Raw genomic sequence first — 19,591 nt, 5'->3', positions numbered from 1 at the left:
AGAGAATAATGGTTAAAATAAACTTCCAAAATGGCCTACATAGACTATTATAAAACTCTTGGCATACCAAAAACTGCGACAGAAAAGGAAATCAAGGATGCCTACAGAAAATTAGCCAGAAAATATCACCCAGATTTAAATCCAGATAATAAGGAGGCAGAATCAAAGTTCAAGGAAATCAACGAGGCGAATGAGGTTTTAAGCAATCCAGAAAATCGAAAGAAATACGATAAGTATGGTGAGAACTGGAAGCATGGAGAAGAATTTGAAAAGGCTCAGAAACAACGACAGCAACAAAGCCAGTATTCCGGCCAAGGTGGTTTCTCCGGCCAACAGGGATTTTCAGGAGAGGATTATTCTGACTTTTTTGAATCAATGTTTGGGGCTGGCGGTAGAAGAACTTCAGGTAGAAGCCATAGTCCAAAATTCAAAGGGCAGGATTATCACGCAGAATTACACCTTGATCTAAAGGATGTTTACACCACTCAAAAACAGGTTTTGACGGTCAATGATAAAAAGATCAGATTGACAATTCCTGCAGGTGTAGAAAACGAGCAACTCATCAAAATAAAAGGAAATGGTGGTGAAGGTTATAATGGAGGTCCAAATGGGGATTTGTATATCAAGTTCATAATTTCCAACCAAACTTACTTCAAACGTGAAGGCAACAATCTATACAAAGATGTGGACCTGGATCTGTATACCTCTATTCTTGGAGGTGAAATTCTGGTCGACACATTTGATGGAAAAGTGAAACTGAAAGTTCAGCCAGAAACTAAAAACCATACGAAAGTCAAGCTAAAGGGAAAAGGCTTTCCGGTTTATAAAAAAGAAGGAGAGTTCGGCGATTTGATTCTTACTTACCAAGTCAAAATTCCGACAAATCTATCTGCAAAAGAGAAAGAGTTATTCCAGGAACTGAAAAAATTAAGACATCATGATTGAGGCACATTTCATATCGGCAAAAACCATTTGCACGCAATACGGAATTGAAATTTCATTTGTGCATGAATTGGTGGAATTTGGATTGATTACACTGGAATTTCAGGAAGAAGAAGCCTTTATTCATCAGGATCAAATCGGTGACTTAGAAAAAATCCTCAGACTTCAGCAAGATTTAAATCTGAATCTAGAAGCAATAGATGTGATTTTTAATCTGTTAAGAAAAGAAAAAGCACTTAAAGAGGAATTGGCAATTCTTAGAAATAGACTGAAGCTTTATGAATAAGCCGAATTTGTATTCCTTAATAATCAAATGAAATCCAACCTTCTCCTTTTTCTATTTCTTAGTTTCTTTTGGAGTACCGGAGCTCAGGCTCAGAATTCACCTTCGGATTATCTAAGTGAAACCAAATCAAACCTCAAAAAGGAATGGCCTAATAACCGAACCGTGAATTTGGTTTTTCATGGACACAGCGTTCCGGCGGGATATTTCAAAACTCCTGATGTAAAAACCCTGGACTCCTACCCTTTTCTGGTTTTGAAAACACTCAAGGAAGATTATCCTTTTGCTGTGATCAATGTGATAAACACCTCTATCGGAGGAGAAAATTCTGAATCTGGTTCAAGACGTTTTAAGAAAGAAGTGCTAATTCATCAACCCGATATTTTGTTTATTGATTATGCACTTAATGATCGAAGAATTGGATTGGAAGCTTCCAAAAAGGCTTGGGAAAAAATGATCAGGAAAGCCTTAAAGAAAAACATCAAAGTAATTCTACTAACGCCATCACCTGATTTAAAAGTTGACCTCACTGAGGAAGGGAACGAGCTAGACCTTCATAGGAAACAGATTATTGCCTTGGCAGAAAAATATCAATTGGGATTGGCTGACAGTTACAGCCTGTTTCAAAACTTACAGGAAACCTGTGATTGTGTGAAGGATTACATGTCTCAGGGAAATCATCCAAATAAAAAAGGTCATGAGTTGATTGCTTCAGAGATTCTGAAATTTTTCTAATTGAATTCTAACCCTATGTCGGACTTAAACAGAATTTTCAAGGTACATTTCAAAGTGTAATTTTCTGATTTCGGAAGAATAAAAACTGTTTTGAAATTCCTCATCAATGAAACTTCTCTTTAATTTTTTATAAACAAAAACCGCATATTGTCTATTAATTATTCTATTTTGTATCAATAAAAATTAATTTTTAACTAAATATTTGTCAAAATGAAAAATATTATTTTGTCGGGACTTATAGTTTTTTCCATCATTTTTTTAGGCTTTATTTTATTTAAGGATAACCCTGCTACAAAATTCCTGAATTCATTAAATCAAAGTCAAAAAGATAAAGCGATGTTTTCTTTTAGTGACTCCACCAAAACCCGATGGCATTATGTACCGGGATCTATGTTCCAAAGAGCTGGAATTTCATTAGCTGAATTGGATGGAGAACAGAAAAGATTATTTGAAGAGCTACTCCAGTCTTCACTTTCGGAAACAGGCTATCTCAAAACCAAAAAAATCATCGATTTGGAAAATGTCCTTCGGGAAATTTCAGGTGATTCGGTGATGAGAGATCCGGAAAATTATTATGTAGCATTTTATGGAAATCCAGATTTAGATAGTCTTTGGTCCTGGTCATTTGAGGGGCATCATATTTCATTGAATTTTAGTGTTCTAAACGATGTCCAATCCATTGCCCCAAGATTTTTCGGAGCAAACCCGGCCATAATACCTTTTGGTCCTAGAAAAGGAGAAAAGACTCTGGAAAAAGAAGAGGAACTTGGTTTTCAATTAATTAACTCGATGAATCCAGATCAAAGAAAAATGGCAATTTTCCAGGAAAATTCAATCAATGAGATTGTGACCAGAAACTCCATTGAAGTGGATCCATTATCACCAGTAGGAATCAAGTTTCATGATTTAAATCCCAGTCAAAAAGAGCTCTTTTTAAGTCTAATTGATGAATATTTAATTTCAATGCCCGAAGAACTAGCCAAAAAACGAATGAAAAGTATTGAGGCAGAGGAATTAGGAGAAATCCGTTTTGGATGGGCTGGAGCTACTAGTTCAGGAAAAGGCCATTATTACCGAATTCAGGGAAAGTCTTTTTTAATTGAATTTGATAACACGCAAACCAACGCGAACCATATTCATACTGTTTGGAGAGATTTTGATGGGGATTTCGGAAAAGACTTGATTAAAGAACATTATGCAAATTCAGACCATCATAAATAATTCTCCTTCTCTAAATCTCAAACCCCCAAATAAATAGCTAAATACAATCTTTAAAAAATAGCCCAACATTATGTTTGCCAGATCGATTCTGATTCTTTGTTTCTTTTGTTCAACTTTTCAAATTGGTTTTGCGCAGGAACTAATTCTGTACAAAGAAGTCGACACCACCAAATTGTATATGGAAGTCATCTATCCGGAAAACATGCATGAAAAAGAAAGCTATCCTGCGCTTGTTTTCTTTTTTGGCGGTGGGTGGATTGGAGGTAGTAGAGATCAATTCAAACCTCAAGCTGAATATTTCGCTAAACGAGGAATGGTTTGTTTTTTAGTGGATTATAGACTCAAAAACATCCATCAAACTTCTCCATTTGAATCCCTTAAAGATGCCAAATCAGCCATAAGATTTGTCAGAGCACAAGCTTCTGACTTCCAAATTGACCCGCATAAAATTATTGCAGCTGGAGGATCTGCCGGAGGTCATTTGGCGGCAGCCACCGCATTGAGTCCCGGCTTCGACGAAGGCACAGACGATTTTGCTGTGAGTGCTGTTCCCAATGCATTGATTCTATTTAATCCTGTGATTGATAATGGACCAGGAGGATATGGATTTGAAAGAATAGGTGAAGCATATACTCGTTTTTCACCACTTCACAATATAAAAGCAGGAGCTCCCCCCACCCTTTTTATGCTTGGGACAAAGGACAGGTTGATTCCAGTTATCACAGGAGAGTATTATAATATGGTGATGGAAAAGGTTGGAAGCAGGTGCGATTTGATTTTGTACGAAGACCAACCTCATGGATTCTTCAATTATTCAAATTTTGAAAATTATAAAAAGACCTTGCTGGCTTCGGATGAGTTTTTACAATCCTTAGGATACTTAAAAAAGGAACCTGTTATTGAGATTGAGTAAAAAAGCATCAAAATACTTCAAAAAAAGCCCCGAAATTATCGGGGCTTTAGGTGATCGTGAACAACTTTTCACTAATTCCTTATTTCGATATTACCGCTTGAAACGGTACCTGACACGGTATAAGGAGAACCGTTATTTATTTTCAGGGCTCCATTGGAAGAACTATCTCCTACTCTCACTTTCCCACTTCCAGCATCCAAATCAAAATTGAAACCTGTCAGATCTGATTTGGTTTGGATCCTAATGTTACCGGATGAAGCTTTAAATCTTGAAAATTCACTTAAACCTGAATTACTAGCCTCAATGTTTCCTGAAGAAACTTCAAGCATTCCCAAAAACTCTACATCCCACATTTCTATATTTCCAGAATTCAATTTGGAGTTTACCAAACCTTGAATTCTGTTAAGATTAATCCTTCCAGATGATCCTTGTACTTCTAAATCTCCAAGGAGTTCAGTGATTTCCACATTTCCTGAACCAACTTCCACTTCTGTATATCCTTCCAGATTTAAGGCTTTGATTTTGCCGGATCCTGCATTTAAATCAATTTTTGTGGCAGTGACATTTTGGATATCCAACATACCAGAACCAACTGATGCATCAAATTCTTCCCCAACAACATTGGAAACCTGAACCCTACCAGATCCAGCGTCGACTTCAATTTCCTGTTCTATCGAACCATTGATATAAATCCTTCCTCTGTCACGTCCACCGCCAAACACATTTCTTTGATCTAATTCTATGATCAGCTTACCTGATTCTTCGCGAACATCAATTCTATATTTGCCGGATCTATTTGATTCCAGAACTGCATCCACTTGTACACTGTTAGCATTGGCATCTCCCAAATAAATTACATCGAGAAACCCTGACTCTATTTCAACTTGATTTATTCCTGTAAACTCTTCGTTTACTGTTTGAACCACTTCCAATTCCGGATCACAAGAGCTAAACAACAGTTGTGAAGATAAAATTGTTAACGATGAACAAATCGCAATTAAATTCCTTTTTGATTTCATTTTAGTGCTTATTTTAAAATAATATTCTGATTTCAATTTTTTAAAGCACTGCATGCATACAAATGTACGACAATCTTTCAGTGCTGGTTATCAATGATTTGTATTCTTTGACTTATGTCAAAGAAAATGGTAATTAACTAAGAATGTGAGAGTTGGTGGAGGCAGATCTCCATAGGAAAACCGCTTTGCATAAAAAGCGGAGATTTCTTTGATTAAAGTCATTTTGAACAGATTTTTGGTTTAGTTTCAATTCTTCTACCCTAAGACATTCAAAACTGACTTTACCCCTATTCAAATTTTCTAAAAATGATAGCAAACACTCCAACACCACCTTATTATGCAGTGATTTTCACAAGTTTGAGAACCGGGATTAATGAAGAGTATTTAGAAACTGCTTTAGAAATGGAGCGTTTAGCAGCCTTGCAACCAGGATATTTGGGGCATGAATCTGCAAGAGAAGGAACTGGAATTACCGTCAGCTATTGGAGAGATTTAGAATCCATAAAAAATTGGAAAAAAGTAGCTGAACATCAGACTGCACAAAAAAAAGGCAGAGAATTATGGTACTCTGCCTATAAAACGCGAATCTGCTTAGTAGAAAGAGATTATGGTTTTAACCTGTCAGAAATCTGACTTAAAAAGCGTATCCAAATCCAACTCCTGCATAAAGTGGCCAAAATCCATTGTTATTGAAAATCGGGTTTATATTGATTTTCCAGGTAAATCCCCCATCAATTGGCACCCTTCTATATCCAAAATTCATGGTTCCCATAATGCTCGGAGATCCATCTACATCTAGAATGAAATTATAATCATAGGTTTCATAAGAGGTACAAATGTATTCTCCTGTTTGGGAATCATAAGTTCCATTTACGCAATAGCGATTGCTATCCTCGGAAAAGGTAAAGAAGGTAGCACCAATTCCTACCTCAAAATAGTGAGGCCCTTTCCCCATCAGTCTATTAACCTGAACAGGAAGCGAAAAAAATGATTCTCCATTCATCGCGTAGCCACCAAATCCAAGTCTCATCCCCCAGGAGTCAACCCTAGTTTTATCAATTCTGAAATCATAATTGAAACTATAAGGAAGACCGGGTCCGCCTAATTCCACATAAATTGATTTTGTAGAAGGTAGTTCTTCGCTGTCTTGGGCAATAGTTGCGAAACCCAGAAAACAGAGAAGAAGGGTAAGAAGTGATGCTTTCATTCAAGGATATTTAAGATTTATTTGTAAAATTTTACGCTTCCTGTTTCGGTTTAGGATATAGTTTTGACTAAATTTTAATCAGAAATGGGCTATTTAAAACACTAGTTAATTTACTTTCCCGATAAAAAGAAATTCCCTGAATTAAACTTATTATGAATTTTTCAAAGAATCGAAAAATTTATTTAACCACCTGTTTATTTGGAACTTACATGTTCATGTTGGTTATGGTATCCTGCATTGACCAAGTAGATTCAGATCCTTTCGGCACTTGTCCACCTCCTAGGATTGCCAAAGCCAAAGATATGATGGTTTCATATAGTCCTTATAAAAATTCAAGGTTTTCCACGGAATCAGACACTGTCTCCTTTAAGGATTTTACTTTCAACATTGAAATAGTTCCGGAGGTCGAATCAGAATCCTGGCTAAACGGATTTCCTGGTCGCTCATACGCTCTTTCATGTGCTGCGAGTTATAACTTTAAAAACATCTCCAATATTGCCGTAACGCTTCTAGCCCCGTATCAGGACTTACCTATCGGAACTGATATTTCATATTTAATGAGGGTAAAAGAGGATTTGACATTAAATAAACTGAGAGATTTCGGCAGACTTTTGCCTAATATTGCCTTGGAAATCACAATGCCTCCAGCTAATTATGAACAATTGAAAACCAGGACATTCCTGTTCATGAAAGATGGAAGCAAAGTAATCGTTGATTCAAGCTCTCCTTACCTCATCGTAAACTAACCAACATGCTACGAAAAATATTTCTCTGGATCTTTGCGATCGCGATGGTTTTGGCCATTGTTTATATGTTTGGGCCAAAAGAAAAAACCCAAGAATTGGTAATAGAGTATCCTGAAGTTCCTACCAGAATGCAGGAAATCCAAGAATATGTTAGCAGCCGAGAAGACACAGTAATCGGGCTAAAAACTGGGAATGAAGCCTATATCGTTTGGGCTGATAGTTCAAACCGTCACAAAACTCCTTATTCAATTGTATATATCCATGGATTCGGAGCCAGTCCCATGGAAGGTGATCCAGTTCACAGATTTTTGGCAGCACATTTCGGAGCAAATCTTTTTGTAACCAGACTTCCTGAACATGGTATCAAGCGGGAAAATGGAATGGAATATATGACCGCTCAAAATTTGGCAAATGCCGCAGGAGAAGCCTATCAGATTGGGAAAAGTTTGGGTGATTCAGTAATCGTGGTTGGCACCTCAATGGGAGGCGCACTCACACTTTTATTAGCCAGCCAACAGCCAGAAATCAAATCTGTCGTAGTTTATTCTCCTGCAATCAGAGATAATGGAGAAACTCTCAATAACTTATTTGTGCCTTGGATGAAAAAAATCATGCAATGGACTTGGATGGAAAATAAGGTCAGACATCAACCTAGAGAAGGCGAAAAAGCAAAATATTGGTCAGAGGAATACCACTACAACGGATACAAAAGTCTAGGAGTATTGATGTATAGTATGATGAATGAAGAGACGTTTAAGAAAATAAAACAGCCTTTCTTTTTGGGATACTATTATAAAAATGAGGATGAGCAGGATTTTGTTGTATCAGTTCCAAAAATGTTGGAAATGTATGAGCAAATAGGGACACCGGAAAACTTGAAAAGAAAAGTTGCATTTCCAGAATCCGGAGACCATGTAATTGGAAGTTCTATCACCTCAGGCGATTGGGAAGGCGTATTATTTTCCACAATAGATTTTTTAGAAAATGTCGCAAACGTACCCTCTAAAGAAGAATACCAAAAAATGGTTCAGGAGTTAAATGAACTGGAAACTGAAATGGAATCAATGAAATGACAAAACGCTCCGAGATCAATTTCGGAGCGTTTTTGTTTTCCTTTTATTTTAAAACAGTAAATGAGGATTTCGATCTCATGTTTACATTTCCAATTCTATTTTTCTCCTAAATTTGATCTGAATGGAACTGCTGGTAGTCCCAAATTATTCACCAAATTAACTTCGGGATTATCTGCCCAGGCGTATCTAAGCTCAGAAATATTAGGATTATCTAAGTCAATCTTAATGATATTTTCATCAACGATTTTTGCAGAAACTTCTTTAAAATTACTTCCATTGCCAACAATAAATCCTTTTACTTCATCAGATCCATCTGAAGTCTTCAGCCCTTCTCCAGCTTCCGAGAAACTCAAAATCAAAGAATTCTCTTCCAAAACTGCTGATTCAAAAACTGGTCCCGAGGCCAAAATTTTCTCTCCAAAAGCTACTTTTCTAGCCTGAATCCAAAGACGCTCTCCTACATCCTTTTTGTTTTTCGGATGAATGTCATTCTCTTCACCAATATCAATAATTACTGCCATTCCCGTTTTTGGCAGAGCCAATGTCTCAGTTTGCGCTTCTCTTAAAAAGGCCCAATCACTATCCGGTTGAGGGGACTTTCTTTCCATGAAATTTGCTAATTGAACAAAAAGGAAAGGAAAGTCTCCGATATTCCAAACCCTCCTCCAGTTACTGATCATAGCAGAAAACAACTCATGATATTCGTCTGCCCTTCCAGCATTGCTTTCACCTTGGTACCAGATAGCTCCTTTTATAGCATATTTCGAGATTGGATAAATCATGGCATTATACATCATGCCCGGTTTCCAGTTAAGAAACTCCACTTTAGGCAGCATCGGCTCCACGATATCATTGGAATAACTCCAAACTCCTTCCAAAGAAATAGATTTACCTCCTTGGGTCAGATACATTTCACCGCTCTCTCCCACTCGAGGTTGATTGTTCCAGGTATTGATAGTGCGGATTGTTATCACATTATTTCCATCATTCATTGACTCTGCAGGAATTTCTATTTCTGGCATTGGTGCACCCCAATCTTTGTAATGTAGGAATTGACCATTCAAGTAGATAAATGCCATTTGGTCGATTGCTGGCAAATGCAAAGTGGCATTATCAGCCGAAGCTTTAAATACTTTTCTTATCCAGGCAATATGCTGCATCGGATTAGCCTTTGGCAAAACTATTTTTTTCCATTTGCTGTCATCGTAACTCAGACTTGCAACCTCTAATGCAGTTAATGAATCAGGCTTAGAAACCAGCAAATTCCTCATCTCGCGACGTTTTTCATTTGCTTCAACTTCTTCTTGCCACTTGGTAGGATTGTCCTGAATATCTTTTGCTTCCTCACTGTAAGAAGCATTCATACCAGATAAAACGGCTACGGAAGTCCATCCTTCTGCGGGGGTTCCTCCCCAGTTTGACTCAATGATTCCGACAGGAACTTCTTTTTCCAAATGATTTCTTTTGGAAAAAAACCAAGCAACTGCAGAAAAATCCAGCATGTTTTCAGGAGTAGCTACTTTCCACTCCCCACCTACAACATCATCCAATTCAATTGCACTATAAGACTGTGGAACCTTAAAAAACCTGATTTCAGGAAAGCCTCCCTCTTGAAACTCCTCTTCGGCTCCGATGACCGCAGACTTCAATGCCCATTCCATATTGGATTGGCCACCTGCTACCCAAACATCACCTATGTAAACATCTTTTATTTCTTGATTATTGACTTTCAACACATAGGGCCCACCAGCTTTTGTCTCAGGTAATTTGATCGACCAGGTACTATCTGGCAGTACTTCGGTGCTCCCCATCAAGCCGGCAACAGAAACCCTTACTTTTTTGGAGGGAATTCCCTTTCCCCAAACAGAAATTTTCTGATCCCGCTGGAGGACCATTCCTTCTTCAAAAATTTTTGGGAGATATACTTCAGATTCGAATTTGTCAAAGTCACAACTAAAATTCAAAAGAATCAAAAGCAGGACAAAGTACCGTTTCATAGCGCTTGGGTTTAGAATATTGGAAATTGATGAAAAAAATTTAAACCACATATTTCAATTCCCAATTTCTGAGGTTTTGAATGCTATTTAATTTGATTTTCAATAGCTTCAATCGAATTCACCAAATAGGCAAAAGGAGCATTCCAGTTGATTGAAAATTAATTTGAGGCTTATTTTCTTGAATTGAAAAAAAAAAAAAAAAAAAAAATGATCTGGAATATTAAATGGAAATCCGTTTGGATGTCGATTCCCAGTGTTTGGTTCGTCCAATTAGAAGCTTGGATTGGAATAATCAATGGTCAATCGAATTCAAGTCTATAATGAGGAAGATTCAGTCTTTTATGTCTTAAATAAGTTCCGAACGAATACAAACAAAAAAGCCCGTTGATAACTAAATCAACCGGGCTTTCCTGTTTTTTTTGATAAATGGTGGATTAAATAAATCGATTTAATAAATTTTCGAAATATTCCTGCTTGCCACTTGTCATTGCTGGCTCCCCTTTATCAGCTGCATAATTTCTAAGATCCTCAAGGGTCAAAGCACCATCTTCAAATGCTTTTCCTTTACCTGAATCATAGCTAGCATATCTATTTTTTCTTCTTTCCAGATAATCAGATTTCTCCAGAATATCATTTGCAATCAACATACCTCTTGCAAATGCATCCATACTTCCAATATGTGCCAAGAATAAATCATCTGCATCGGTAGAGTTTCTTCTGATTTTAGCATCGAAGTTTACACCTCCACCTTGAATACCATCTGAATTCAAGATCACCAACATTGCTTCAGTCATTTCCTGTAAGTTCATCGCAAACTGGTCAGTATCCCAACCATTTTGATAATCTCCTCTATTGGCATCAATGCTTCCTAGCATTCCGGCATCTGCACAAACTTGTAACTCGTGCTGGAATGTATGACCTGCTAAAGTAGCATGGTTAACTTCAATATTTAATTTAAAATCCTTATCCAATCCATGATGTCTCAAGAATCCAATTACCGTTGCGGCATCATAATCATATTGGTGTTTAGTAGGCTCCATTGGCTTAGGCTCGATGAAGAATGTACCTTTAAAACCATTCTTTCTAGCATAATCACGAGCCATTTTAAGGAATTGAGCTAAGTGATCAGTCTCACGCTTCATGTCTGTATTTAACAAGGACATATAACCTTCACGACCTCCCCAGAACACATAATTTTCGCCACCCAAAGCAATTGTTGCATCGATGGAGTTCTTTACTTGTGTAGCAGCATAAGCCAATACATCAAAATCAGGGTTGGTAGAAGCACCGTTCATATAACGTGGGTTACTGAACACGTTAGCAGTTCCCCAAAGCAATTTCACGCCAGTTTCAGCTTGTTTTTGCTTCGCATATTCAACAATGATCTTCATTCGCTCTTCATACTCAGCGATATCTTTTCCTTCGTCGATCAAATCCACATCGTGGAAGCAATAATAAGGAGCACCGATTTTTGTAATGAATTCAAATGCAGCATCCATTTTATCTTTTGCTCTCTGAACAGGATCCGGATCAGCATCCCAAGGATGTGTAATAGTACCCGGACCAAATGGGTCTCCACCAGTACCACAGAAGGAATGCCAGTATGCGATAGAAAATTTGAAGTGTTCCTTCATGGTTTTTCCAACAATGATTCTATTCTCATCATAGAATCTAAACGCCATTGGATTATCGCTATCCTTCCCTTCAAATGGGATCTTATCGATGTTTGGGAAATACAATTTTGACATGAGATTTAATAATTAGGTTTATTTAGATAGGTTTAATTCGTCAATTATAATTTTAAATTCTGGATCTTTTCCAATTGATTTTTCCAGTGGAGATAGACTTCTTCATATGGTTCGAAGAATTGCTCATTAGGCTCTATTGTCTCTAATAACTCCAATCCATCAAAGGCTTCTGATTCATTTGCAAATAGTCCAACACCGATTCCAGCACCTCTAGCAGCTCCTTGTGCACCATCTGTGTCATACAGTTCCAAAACAATCTTGTTCATATGAACAAAAGTTTTCCTAAAGATAGGACTTAAGAACATATTTGCTTTACCTGCTTTCACGGTTTTCAGATCCATCCCCATGTCTTGCATGATTCTAAATCCAAAAGTCAAAGCAGAAACGATTCCTTCTTGAGCTGCGCGAAGCATGTGTTTTTTATCATGTTTTAGAAGATCAAGACCCAGTAAATGAGCTCCTACCTGCTTATTTTGCATGATTCTCTCTGCACCATTTCCAAAAGGAATGAAAGTCAAACCACCTGAGCCAATCGGAGCTGAACTGGCTAATTGGTTCATTTCTTCATAGCCGATTTTGGCTGCACCCATCAATTTTTTGATCCAGCTATTCAGAATTCCTGTACCATTGATACAAAGTAACACGCCATAAGAAGGCTTCTCTTTAGAATGGTTGACATGGACAAAGGTATTAACTCTAGACTGAGGATCATACAGAGGAGAATCGCAAACTCCATAAACGGTCCCCGAAGTTCCTGCAGTAGTCGCTAATTCTCCCGGTTTTAAAACCTGAAGTGAAAATGCATTATTTGGCTGATCTCCAGCTCTATAAGATACAGACACTCCTGTTTCAATCCCAGTAAGTTTAGAAGCTTCTTCGGTAACTTTTCCCTGCAATGAATAGGATGGAACAACCGTTGGAATCCATTCTTTATTTATACCGTAATTATTTAGGACTTTTTCGCTGAGACCATTTGATTTAAAGTCCCAAAAAATCCCTTCCGATAATCCAGTTTCTGAAGTCAATATTTCACCAGTCAACTTCATGGCGATATAATCCCCAGGAAGCATGATTTTATGAATTCTTGCAGCTAACTCTGGCTCATTTTCAAGAACCCATCTTAGTTTTGATGCAGTAAAATTGCCTGGAGAATTCAATAAATGAGGTAAACAATACTCTTCCCCTAAATCCTGAAATGCTTTCTCTCCAATCTGAACTGCACGGCTATCACACCAAATAATAGAAGGACGAAGTACTTTTTGGTCTTTATCTACCATCACCAGACCATGCATTTGGTAGGCAATGCCAATCCCTTTCAACTCACCAGGTTTCACCCCGGCTTTCTCCAATACATATTTACTTGACTGCTGAATATATTTCCACCACATCTCAGGGTCTTGTTCTGCCCAGCCTTCATTTGGTGACTCTATAACCATCTCCTCTTCAGGAAATGCTTTTGCTACAATTGCTTTTCCAGTTTCGGCATTCAAAAGTGAGGCTTTGATAGACGAACTACCAATGTCTAAGCCTAATAATAACTGTCTCATTTTACTTAAATTTTACCAGAACACGATGTAAAGTGCTGCAGTGATTCCTGCGATCAAAATAGAACCAATCTTAAATGAAGTACTGGTTTTGAAGAATTCTTTATTGATCTCAATACTGTTTGGATGGTCTTTACCTTTACCTTCCACCAAACTTATAATAATCATCAGTGCTGCCAATATCAAAAATACCACTCCCATTCTATCAATGAATGGCAAGTTTGGCAAAGTGATTTTCAAAACTACTGATAAAGGAATACTCAAGGCTGCTCCGACCAATGCGGCATTGGAAGTAGTTTTCTTCCAGAATACTCCAAAGAAGAAAATAGCAAATACTCCTGGGCTGATAAAGCCTGTATATTCCTGTATAAACTGGAAAGCCTGATCCAACTGACCTAAGGCAGGAGCCACAATCGCTGCGATTAAAAAGGCAACAACTGCAGTGATTCTACCAACACGAACCTGTTTGGTCTCAGAAGCATTTTTGCTGAAATACTTCTGGTAAATATCCATCGTAAAGATGGTCGAAGTACTATTGGCCATAGAAGCCAAAGAAGATACAATAGCCGCGGTCAAAGCTGCAAAAGCAAGACCTTTTAGCCCTACTGGAAGCAATTGAAGTAAGGTAGGATAAGCCCTATCTGATTTAATAATTCCTGTTGCCGGATCATTCATAGACTCGATGAAACTCACATCAATTCCATTTTTTACAATTACCCACGCAGCAATCCCAGGGATAACTACGATTAGAGGCATTAATAATTTTAGGAAACCTGCGAAAATCATCCCTTTCTGGGCTTCATCCAAGTTTTTGGCTGCCAAGGCTCTTTGCGTAATATACTGGTTGAATCCCCAATAACTCAAGTTGGTAATCCACATACCACCTACTAAAACTGAGATTCCAGGTAAATCTAAATAAGCATCTCTAACCCCTCCAGCTCCATCAGGAATCAACATTTCACCTTTGGAAAATATCATGGAAAAATGACCAGGGACTTCTTTTCTCAATAAACTTAAACCATCCCAAGCATCTCCTGAACCTACCATCTGAAGTGCAATGTAGGTTGTAGCTAATCCTCCAGCTACCAAAAAGACTACCTGTACAACATCTGTCCACGCTACTGCTTTCAGTCCCCCATAAATGGAATAAATCATTGCAAAGGTTGCCAAACCCAAAATACCATAGAACATTGGTACATCCAGAATAGTATTTAAACTAAGTGCACCTAGGTATAATACAGAAGTAAGGTTTACGAAAACGTATAATAACAGCCAAAACACAGCCATGGTAGTCCTAACTCTGGTATCGTATCGATCCAGTAAGAATCCTGGCATGGTGTAAATTCCTTTTTTTATGTAAACTGGAAGAAAGAATATCGCCACAACTAGCAAAGTGGCTGCTGCCATCCATTCGTAAGTGGAAATTGCCAAACCCATGGCAAAACCAGAGCCTGACATTCCGATAAATTGCTCGGCAGATATGTTAGAGGCAATTAATGAGGCACCTACTGCCCACCAAGGAAGGGCTTTGGAAGCAAGAAAATAATCTGAAGAGTTTTTGACGTGTCCTTTCTTTTCCCTGGATACAAAAATACCCATCCCGACGATGAGCAAACAATATCCAACGAAAACTATCAGGTCTAAAGGTTCTAAGAGCATAATTTGATAGGTTGATGTTTGGGCTTAATTAAGTTTTGCCTTTTTAAAATTCAAGACAAGGCGTTAAATATAAGACTTTCATCTAAAGGGCAGAAAATAATTTTTTGAGATTGTTTTATCAATCAAATACCTTTTCTAGAAACGGCAGAGTTTCAGTGGAATACTCTTTCTGATTGACACTTCCTAAATAACTTATTCCCATAGCATTACTGACCCAAACAGCACTTGCTTTAAAAATATGTTCTGGAAGATATAGTCCTTGGTGAACTTCAACCCCTTTTTCTTTTAAATGATCTATTATCACAGCTCTTCCCACTCCTGCGATGCAAGAGCTAGACAAAGCAGGTGTAAAAACATCTTCACCTGTTTTCCAGAATATGTTTGATGAGCCTGCTTCTGAAATAAAACCTCGATGCTCCAATAAAATCACCTCATCCATCTCCAACTCCAATCGCTCTTTATTGGCAAGGACATAAGTAAGGGCATTCAGAGTCTTTGCATTGCTCCAGATGTTTGGGTAAACTTTTATAGTATTAGAAATGTAGGCTGTTTGCTTGATTACTGGCGAAGGACAGAATTCTTTAACATGGAGAGTCTGGCAGATGCCTGTGCTTCCCGGAGTATATACTCCAGATCCCTCTCGAAAAACATTCCATCTCACTCGAAATTTCCCAGTTGGAAGATCTCTTGTCAGAAGTCTTTCAATTTCTTCCATTGAAATCCCTTCCATTTTCAGACCCAAAATCCCCATCCCTTTAAGGAGTCTTTTCAGGTGCATTTCCGAAAATCTAATTTTCCCATTTTCAAAAACCATGGATTCGAACAGACCATCCCCAAAGTTCATGGCTCGGTTTGGGAAGCTTAAAGAATTAGATGGAATCCAAGAGTTGGAAGCATTTTCAAAAAGATAAACTGTTTCAATATCGATCATAACCTGTTCAAATTCGGTCAGTAGTTAAAAATGTCATCCAAAGAAGGTGTTAAAAGTAATAAAGAAAACAGCCCTTATGTGGAAAATTAAATGATAAATGACATTTTTGGTAGTCTTAACGAAAGACTAAAGACCTTAGCATTAATATTGGACAGAATTTTAGAGATGGCAAATAAAAGTAGTGTTTTTGATATGATCGGACCAGTGATGATTGGACCTTCTTCGTCGCATACTGCTGGAGTTGTCAGAATTGCAAGAGCGGCCATCCGAGTTTTAGGAGGTAAACCCGAAAAGGCATTAATCACCTTTTATAATTCTTTTGCAAGAACTTATGAGGGTCACGGAAGCGATCGAGCCATCATAGGAGGATTGATGGATTTCAAAACCGATGATGCCAGAATAAAAAACGCTCTTTCAATTGCCGAAGAAGTCGGATTTGAATACAAGTTTAAATCTATTGGCAATTCTTCGATTCACCACCCAAATACAATCAAGCTAAACTTAACTCTTGGAGATAGGAATGTAGAGGTTGTAGGAGAAAGCCTCGGTGGTGGAGTTATTAACATTTCAGAAGTAGACGGTTTTGTTGCGAATTTTTCTGCGAAAGATCATACTTTAATTATCAAGGCTGAGGATGTTTCAGGAGCGATTGCATTTATTTCCAGTGTTATTGCACAGGAAAAAACTAATATTGCAACCATGTCTGTTTCCAGAAAAGGAAAAAATGACCGGGCATGCCATGTTATAGAGATGGATTCTGGGATCAAATCAATTACTATTGAGTATTTGAAATCACTTCCTTGGATCAAAGAATTAATTTATATACCAGATATTGACCTTTAATTAAGTACAACCACATGAAAAAATGCTTTTTAAGCTTTGCCTTAATAGCCGGATTAGGGTTTTATTCCTTTGCACAGGAAACAGCAGTGCCCTCGGGTCCACTTGACTTAGAGACAGCAGTATCCATCGCTTTGGAAAATAACCTGACTCTGAAAAGAAGCGAACTCAACCAACAATCCAATGAGGCAACTTTGCTTCAAAATCAAGGACAAAGACTTCCAAACCTGAGTGCTGGCACAAGTTATGGTGTCCGATGGGGTAGATCTATTAACCCGGTAACCAACCTTTTCGAAACGGCAAGAATCGGGAACGTCAACGTCTCAGCCTCTTCCAATGCAACTATTTTTGCAGGTAATCAAATCAATAATTCCATCAAGCAATCGAAAGTAAATCTCGAAGCAGGAATGTATAATATTGAGGCGACAAAAAATGACATTACACTGAATATCATAAATTTGTTCATCAATGTTGTCTTTAACAGAGAGCAGGTAAATGTTGCAGAAAATCAATTGTCTACAACGAAAGATCAGTTGGCAAGAACCACAAAACTGGTAGAAGCAGGATCTCTTCCTCTTTCCGACCAGCTTGACGTTCAGGCACAAAATGCAACCAATGAGGTGAACTTGATCAATGCCCGAAACAATTACAACATCGCTAAGCTTAATTTAGCACAGGCATTGCAGATTCCTTACTCTCCAGAATTCTCTGTAGTGGAGCCAGAATTCGAAATCAACGAAACTTTGATGGCAACAGAAACTCCAAGAGACATCTATGAAGCTGCTTTGGAGACTATGCCCGAAATTAAAGCTGCACAGGCAAATATTGAAAGTGCTGAATTGGGAGTGAAACTCGCAAAAGCTGGCTACTATCCTACTTTAGGAGTTGGAGCAAATATTTTCTCAAACTACGTGGATCAGGCTTTTGGTACAGAAAGACCAACATTCGGTCAGCAAATTGAGAATAACCTTTCTGAGGCTGTCAATTTACAATTGAGTATTCCGATTTTCTCAAGATTGAGCAATAAAGCAAGTGTACAAAGAGCAAGAGTTCAAAAACAAATCTCTGAAGTTGCTGCTTTAGAAGCTGAAAATCAATTGAGAAACGATATCGAGTCAGCTTATAATAGTGCGCTTGCTGCCCAATTGACTTACGAGTCTTCATTGGTACAAGTAGAAAGTCTTCAGGAGACATTCAGAATCGCCCAGCAAAGATTTGACTTGGGAGCAATTAATTCGGTTGACTTTCAAGTAGCCCAAAACAATCTATTCAATGCGCAGGCAGATTTATTGAATGCGAAATACACCTATATTTTCAGAGTAAAAGTTCTCGATTTTTACCTGGGTAATCCAATTAACTTAAACTAAATCATGGCTAATAAGAAGTCGAACAAGCTTTTGTATTACCTACTCGGAGCGGTAGGATTAATTATTGTTTTTGCGATCATCGGCCGAGCTGCCGGATGGGTTGGAGGAGCAAAGGAAATAGGAGTTGAATTTGCGAAAGCAGAAAGAACCACGATCATCGAAAAAGTAAGTGCTTCTGGCGAAATTCAACCAGAGGTGGAAGTAAAACTTTCTCCTGACGTAGCTGGTGAGATCATAGAATTAAATGTCGTCGAAGGTGATTCAGTATCCGAAGGAAATCTTTTGGTTAAAATCCGTCCTGACAATTTTATATCTGCATTGGATCGATCTAAAGCTAATTTAAATCAGCAGATTGCTAACCTTTCTCAGGCTAAAGCCGCACTGCAGCGTTCTGAAGCCCAATTCACTCAAGCTGAATTGAATTATAACAGACAGAAAACATTGTATGAGCAGAAGGCTATTTCCGAAGCAGATTTCGAAACAGCACAAGCTAACTTTGTAACTGCTCAAAAAGATTTGGAAGCAGCCAAGCAAAGCGTAGTTGCATCAGAATTTGTGGTAAAAAGTTCTCAGGCAACCGTAAATGAAGCAGCTGAAAACCTAAGATTGACTAATGTTTATTCTCCGGTAAGTGGAATTGTTTCAAACCTACTGGTTGAGAAAGGTGAACGTGTGGTTGGAACTGCGCAGATGGCAGGTACAGAGATGCTGACTATCGCAGATCTATCTAAAATGGAAGTAAGAGTGGATGTGAATGAAAATGACATCATCCGATTGAGCATGGGTGACACTACCATCATCGATGTAGACTCCTACTCTTCTACTGGCAAGAAATTCAAAGGTATCGTAACCAGTATTGCTAATACAGCTAACACAAAAGCTTCTGCTGATGCAGTGACTGAATTCAAAGTGAAAATCAGAATTCTGAATAGTTCTTATGATGACTTGGTAGCTGAAGGCACTAAATACCCTTTCAGACCTGGCATGACGGCATCTGTAGAAATCATTACTACTTCCAAAGACAATGTACTTTCCGTTCCTTTATCAGCTGTAACTACCAGAGATAATAAATTAGATACTTTGGTTGGCGGTACTACGAAATCAAAAGAACTTGTTTTCGTCAGTGAAAATGGAGTAGCAAAATTGAAGGAAATTAAAACCGGAATTTCAGATTTCGAAAACATAGAAGTTTTAGAAGGAATTACTCAAGGTGAAGAAATCATCTCCGGTCCTTATTTTGTAGTCAGCAAGCAATTAAAAGAAGGAGACAATGTAGTGAAAATGGACGCTCCAAAACCAGGAGTTGTGGCAACAAGTAACTAATCCTTTTAAGCCTAATAAAAAAAAACTCCCGATCACTCGGGAG

General features: G+C 38.0%; 18 protein-coding genes. 11 read left to right on the top strand and 7 right to left on the bottom strand.

Annotated features, from left to right (window positions below):
- Positions 1-30: 30 nt before the first annotated feature.
- The 5 genes from FHS59_RS06575 to FHS59_RS06555 all read left to right on the top strand — a co-directional run bounded on the left by FHS59_RS06575 (position 31) and on the right by FHS59_RS06555 (position 4,094).
- Positions 31-945, top strand: coding sequence for a DnaJ C-terminal domain-containing protein (locus FHS59_RS06575; RefSeq protein WP_184494155.1), 915 nt, complete (start codon positions 31-33; stop codon positions 943-945).
- Entirely contained in the window at positions 938-1,228 is a 291-nt protein-coding gene (locus tag FHS59_RS06570) for a chaperone modulator CbpM (RefSeq protein ID WP_184494153.1), read from the top strand. Before FHS59_RS06575 ends, FHS59_RS06570 begins: the two co-directional genes overlap by 8 nt.
- A gap of 27 nt (positions 1,229-1,255) precedes the next feature.
- Entirely contained in the window at positions 1,256-1,960 is a 705-nt protein-coding gene (locus FHS59_RS06565) for an SGNH/GDSL hydrolase family protein (protein WP_184494151.1), read from the top strand.
- Between the two features lie 210 nt (positions 1,961-2,170).
- Positions 2,171-3,181 carry a DUF3500 domain-containing protein gene (locus FHS59_RS06560; RefSeq protein ID WP_184494149.1) on the top strand — a complete coding sequence of 337 codons (1,011 nt, stop codon included), beginning with the start codon at positions 2,171-2,173 and terminating at the stop codon, positions 3,179-3,181.
- Positions 3,182-3,359: 178 nt separating this feature from the next.
- Positions 3,360-4,094, top strand: coding sequence for an alpha/beta hydrolase (locus tag FHS59_RS06555; protein WP_246388321.1), 735 nt, complete (start codon positions 3,360-3,362; stop codon positions 4,092-4,094).
- A 71-nt stretch (positions 4,095-4,165) separates the two neighbouring features.
- On the opposite strand, the gene FHS59_RS06550 is transcribed toward FHS59_RS06555, so the two are convergent.
- Positions 4,166-5,050 (bottom strand): DUF4097 family beta strand repeat-containing protein, encoded by an 885-nt coding sequence (locus FHS59_RS06550; RefSeq protein ID WP_184494145.1) that lies wholly within the window; start codon positions 5,048-5,050, stop codon positions 4,166-4,168.
- 369 nt (positions 5,051-5,419) lie between these two features.
- On the opposite strand from FHS59_RS06550, the gene FHS59_RS06545 reads away from it, so the two are divergent.
- A complete protein-coding gene (locus tag FHS59_RS06545; protein WP_184494143.1) occupies positions 5,420-5,746 on the top strand; it encodes an antibiotic biosynthesis monooxygenase family protein in 327 nt (108 codons plus the stop codon).
- Between the two features lies 1 nt (position 5,747).
- Here the strand turns inward: FHS59_RS06545 and FHS59_RS06540 are convergent, their stop codons facing one another.
- On the bottom strand, positions 5,748-6,320 hold the full coding sequence (locus FHS59_RS06540; RefSeq protein WP_184494141.1) for a hypothetical protein: 573 nt from the start codon (positions 6,318-6,320) through the stop codon (positions 5,748-5,750).
- Positions 6,321-6,535: 215 nt separating this feature from the next.
- Between FHS59_RS06540 and FHS59_RS06535 the strand changes: the two genes are divergently transcribed.
- Both FHS59_RS06535 and FHS59_RS06530 read left to right on the top strand, forming a co-directional pair.
- Positions 6,536-7,066 (top strand): hypothetical protein, encoded by a 531-nt coding sequence (locus FHS59_RS06535; RefSeq protein WP_184494139.1) that lies wholly within the window; start codon positions 6,536-6,538, stop codon positions 7,064-7,066.
- A gap of 5 nt (positions 7,067-7,071) precedes the next feature.
- Positions 7,072-8,139, top strand: coding sequence for an alpha/beta hydrolase (locus FHS59_RS06530; protein WP_184494137.1), 1,068 nt, complete (start codon positions 7,072-7,074; stop codon positions 8,137-8,139).
- A 95-nt stretch (positions 8,140-8,234) separates the two neighbouring features.
- Here the strand turns inward: FHS59_RS06530 and FHS59_RS06525 are convergent, their stop codons facing one another.
- From FHS59_RS06525 to FHS59_RS06505, 5 genes are all read right to left on the bottom strand, one after another.
- Positions 8,235-10,136 carry a sialate O-acetylesterase gene (locus FHS59_RS06525; protein ID WP_184494135.1) on the bottom strand — a complete coding sequence of 634 codons (1,902 nt, stop codon included), beginning with the start codon at positions 10,134-10,136 and terminating at the stop codon, positions 8,235-8,237.
- Positions 10,137-10,570: 434 nt separating this feature from the next.
- Positions 10,571-11,884 (bottom strand): xylose isomerase, encoded by a 1,314-nt coding sequence (gene xylA, locus FHS59_RS06520; protein WP_184494133.1) that lies wholly within the window; start codon positions 11,882-11,884, stop codon positions 10,571-10,573.
- A 44-nt stretch (positions 11,885-11,928) separates the two neighbouring features.
- Positions 11,929-13,431, bottom strand: a complete 1,503-nt coding sequence (locus FHS59_RS06515) for a xylulokinase (RefSeq protein ID WP_184494131.1) — start codon at positions 13,429-13,431, stop codon at positions 11,929-11,931.
- Between the two features lie 12 nt (positions 13,432-13,443).
- Entirely contained in the window at positions 13,444-15,087 is a 1,644-nt protein-coding gene (locus tag FHS59_RS06510) for a sodium/sugar symporter (protein WP_184494129.1), read from the bottom strand.
- Positions 15,088-15,205: 118 nt separating this feature from the next.
- Complete coding sequence (locus tag FHS59_RS06505; RefSeq protein WP_184494127.1) at positions 15,206-16,018, bottom strand: aminotransferase class IV; 813 nt, start codon at positions 16,016-16,018, stop codon at positions 15,206-15,208.
- Positions 16,019-16,183: 165 nt separating this feature from the next.
- Here FHS59_RS06505 and sdaAB point away from each other — a divergent pair, with 165 nt between their 5' ends.
- The 3 genes from sdaAB to FHS59_RS06490 are packed head-to-tail and all read left to right on the top strand — an operon-like array spanning position 16,184 to position 19,548.
- Positions 16,184-16,861: an L-serine ammonia-lyase, iron-sulfur-dependent subunit beta gene (gene sdaAB / locus FHS59_RS06500; protein ID WP_184494125.1), complete on the top strand. Its 678-nt coding sequence runs from the start codon at positions 16,184-16,186 to the stop codon at positions 16,859-16,861.
- A 14-nt stretch (positions 16,862-16,875) separates the two neighbouring features.
- Positions 16,876-18,225 (top strand): TolC family protein, encoded by a 1,350-nt coding sequence (locus FHS59_RS06495; protein WP_184494123.1) that lies wholly within the window; start codon positions 16,876-16,878, stop codon positions 18,223-18,225.
- A 3-nt stretch (positions 18,226-18,228) separates the two neighbouring features.
- On the top strand, positions 18,229-19,548 hold the full coding sequence (locus FHS59_RS06490) for an efflux RND transporter periplasmic adaptor subunit (RefSeq protein ID WP_184494121.1): 1,320 nt from the start codon (positions 18,229-18,231) through the stop codon (positions 19,546-19,548).
- Positions 19,549-19,591 lie beyond the last annotated feature (43 nt).

It is taken from the genome of Algoriphagus iocasae (assembly GCF_014206875.1).
GTDB lineage: Bacteria > Bacteroidota > Bacteroidia > Cytophagales > Cyclobacteriaceae > Algoriphagus > Algoriphagus iocasae.
The sequence above is the reverse complement of the archived record's forward strand: the minus strand, read 5'-3'. Positions and strand labels throughout refer to the sequence as shown.